Raw genomic sequence first — 2320 nt, forward strand, 5'->3', positions numbered from 1 at the left:
GGCGTCGTGGCTGCGTGCCCCGCTCACCCGCCGTCCGTCAGTCGTTCGGATCCCGCGCTACCCCTGTGCGAGAATGTGCCGAAACCCTGCGGACCCGCAGGGTGAAGACGACGAAGGGAGCCCCGCGATGAGCAGGCGAGCCCGCAAGCGTCGCGCCCGGAAGAAGAATGGCGCCAATCACGGTCGCCGTCCCAACGCCTGAGCGCAGCGCACATCACGACGGGCTGTCGCGCCTCATGGCGCGGCAGCCCGTTGCGTGTCCGCCCAGGCGCGCAAGCGCGTACCCGGGCGTCCAAGTGTGGACGCATCCCTACCTCACCGCGGGACGTCCGGCGCGCCGTCGGGACCGGGCGAATCACCCGCCGCGGTCGGGCGATGGGGCACCTGAGGCGAGAGCCTCGCCTCGCGATACGTGGTCGACTCGCTGTACGTCGTCGTGGTCGCGCCATCTGTGCTGGTCACGACGACGCTGGTGAGGCGCGACAGGATCGCCGTCCGCAGTGCCCGGGGGGCGCTGCCACCGCTACAGGAGCGACGCACGAGCGCCTTGAGCAGCACGTCGCGCTCGTACTCGTCCAGGCAGTGGGCACAACCGTCGAGGTGCGCCTTGATCTGGGCGGAGTCGTTCGCGTCCGTCTCCCGGTCGATGTACTCGAAGACGCGCAGCACGACCTGCGAACAATCCACCTGCTGCGTGGGCTCGGGCTGCTCCGCCGCGCTCATGCCTGCGCCCCCTGCCGCACGTAGCCACGCTCGACCGCGTAGTCGCTGAGCAGCTCACGTAGCTGACGTCGACCGCGGTGCAGCCGCGACATCACGGTCCCGATGGGGGTCTCCATGATCTCGGCGATCTCCTTGTACGCAAAGCCCTCTACGTCGGCCAAGTACACGGCCATCCGGAAGTCCTCCGGCAGCGCCGCCAAGGCCCGGGTCACGTCGCTGTCGGGCAGATGCTCCAAGGCCTCGGTCTCGGCCGAGCGCAGCCCTCGCGAGCTGTGCGACTCCGCCCGCGCCAACTGGTAGTCCTCGACGCCGCTGGCGTCCGACTCCTGCGGTTGCCGCTGCTTCTTGCGGTACGTGTTGATGTACGTGTTGGTCAGGATGCGGTACAGCCACGCCTTGAGATTGGTGCCCGGCCGGTACTGGTGGAACGCCGCGAACGCCTTGGCGTACGTCTCCTGCACGAGGTCTTCGGCATCGGCGGGATTGCGCGTCATGCGCAGCGCCGCGCTGTAGAGCTGGTCGAGGAAGACCATCGCCTCGGCCTCGAACCGGGCCGCGCGGTCCGCGGGACTCTCGGTCGCCGGATCCACCACCGCCGAATCCTTGGGCGCCGGATCCGCAGCCGCAGGGGCGGTGGCCGCCGGCTCTGCGGCAGGCGTCGGCTCGCTGCGGTCTGGGCGCGCTACGTCGTCGTTCATCGTGGGCCACGATACCGACCGGGGGCACCTTGCCCCCAATGGCCGGTGCCGCACGATGCGCGGCACGCTGCGACGGGCGTTACCTGTTCGTCGCTCACGCAGGGTCTGCATAACGCTCCTTCGGTGCTTCCCAGAGCAGGGCGCAGGCGGGTCACAGTGCACTCGGCGCCCCAGATCAGTGGGGTTCGCCGCAGGTCACCGGGTTCGGCCAGCGGCTTTGCGGGGTCAACGCCACCGGCGCGCACGGACATTCCCGGGCCCCCGGCCGCCCTGTGCCGCGAAGGTCGTTCGAGCACCCCGTTTAGGTGACCTGTCAGCAACATCACACGGACAGACCATCACACGGGACAGCACGCCCGGATCTCCAGGGAGGACACCCATGGTGACCCGACCGTGGCCGGGGACTCAGAAATGCTCACCCAGCCAGGCGCCGACCTGCCGACGCACGTCATCGGCGTTGCCGGAGAAGGAGTGCGTGCCGCGCGCCGATCCCACGGTGATCAGCTGGGTCGGCCCGCCCAGTGCGTCGGCCAACTGCGCGGGGTCGCCGAACGGATCTCGGGCCCCCTGCACGAGGAGCGTCGGCACCGCTCGTCGGACCAGATCCGCAACCATGTGCTCGAGCTCCGGGCCGCGACTGGGCCGGGCCTCTCCCGACGCCCGGGGCGGCGGCTGCAGCGGAAACGACAGCAGCAGCAACCCGTCGGGAACCAACTCCTCGCTGGTGCGGGCCACTACTCGCGCCCCGGCGCTGCGGCCGCCTGCGATGTGCGGTCCCGGCAGGGCGGCGGCGCGGGCGCGGTTGGCCGATCCGACGAGGGCCCGCCACACGTCCCGCCACGCGGCGTCGAGTTGCACCGGCGGTCCGGCGACGCGCCGGCCCGCGACCCGCCACGGCT

Annotated in this window: 4 protein-coding genes; 1 reads left to right on the forward strand and 3 read right to left on the reverse strand. The window is 70.9% G+C overall.

Annotated elements, in window-relative coordinates; all coding sequences use genetic code 11:
* Positions 1–127: 127 nt before the first annotated feature.
* Positions 128–202 carry a 50S ribosomal protein bL37 gene (locus KILIM_RS25550; protein WP_373280999.1) on the forward strand — a complete coding sequence of 25 codons (75 nt, stop codon included), beginning with the start codon at positions 128–130 and terminating at the stop codon, positions 200–202.
* Positions 203–315: 113 nt separating this feature from the next.
* On the opposite strand, the gene rsrA is transcribed toward KILIM_RS25550, so the two are convergent.
* The 3 genes from rsrA to KILIM_RS21760 form a co-directional block, all read right to left on the reverse strand.
* Positions 316–723: a mycothiol system anti-sigma-R factor gene (gene rsrA, locus KILIM_RS21750; RefSeq protein WP_006594924.1), complete on the reverse strand. Its 408-nt coding sequence runs from the start codon at positions 721–723 to the stop codon at positions 316–318.
* Positions 720–1421: a sigma-70 family RNA polymerase sigma factor gene (locus KILIM_RS21755; protein ID WP_083876300.1), complete on the reverse strand. Its 702-nt coding sequence runs from the start codon at positions 1419–1421 to the stop codon at positions 720–722. The genes rsrA and KILIM_RS21755 overlap by 4 nt, the downstream gene beginning before the upstream one ends.
* A gap of 405 nt (positions 1422–1826) precedes the next feature.
* Positions 1827–2320 (reverse strand): alpha/beta family hydrolase (locus tag KILIM_RS21760; protein ID WP_006594926.1); only part of this gene is annotated, 494 nt, incomplete at its 5' end.

The organism is Kineosphaera limosa NBRC 100340 (assembly GCF_000298215.1).
GTDB lineage: Bacteria > Actinomycetota > Actinomycetes > Actinomycetales > Dermatophilaceae > Kineosphaera > Kineosphaera limosa.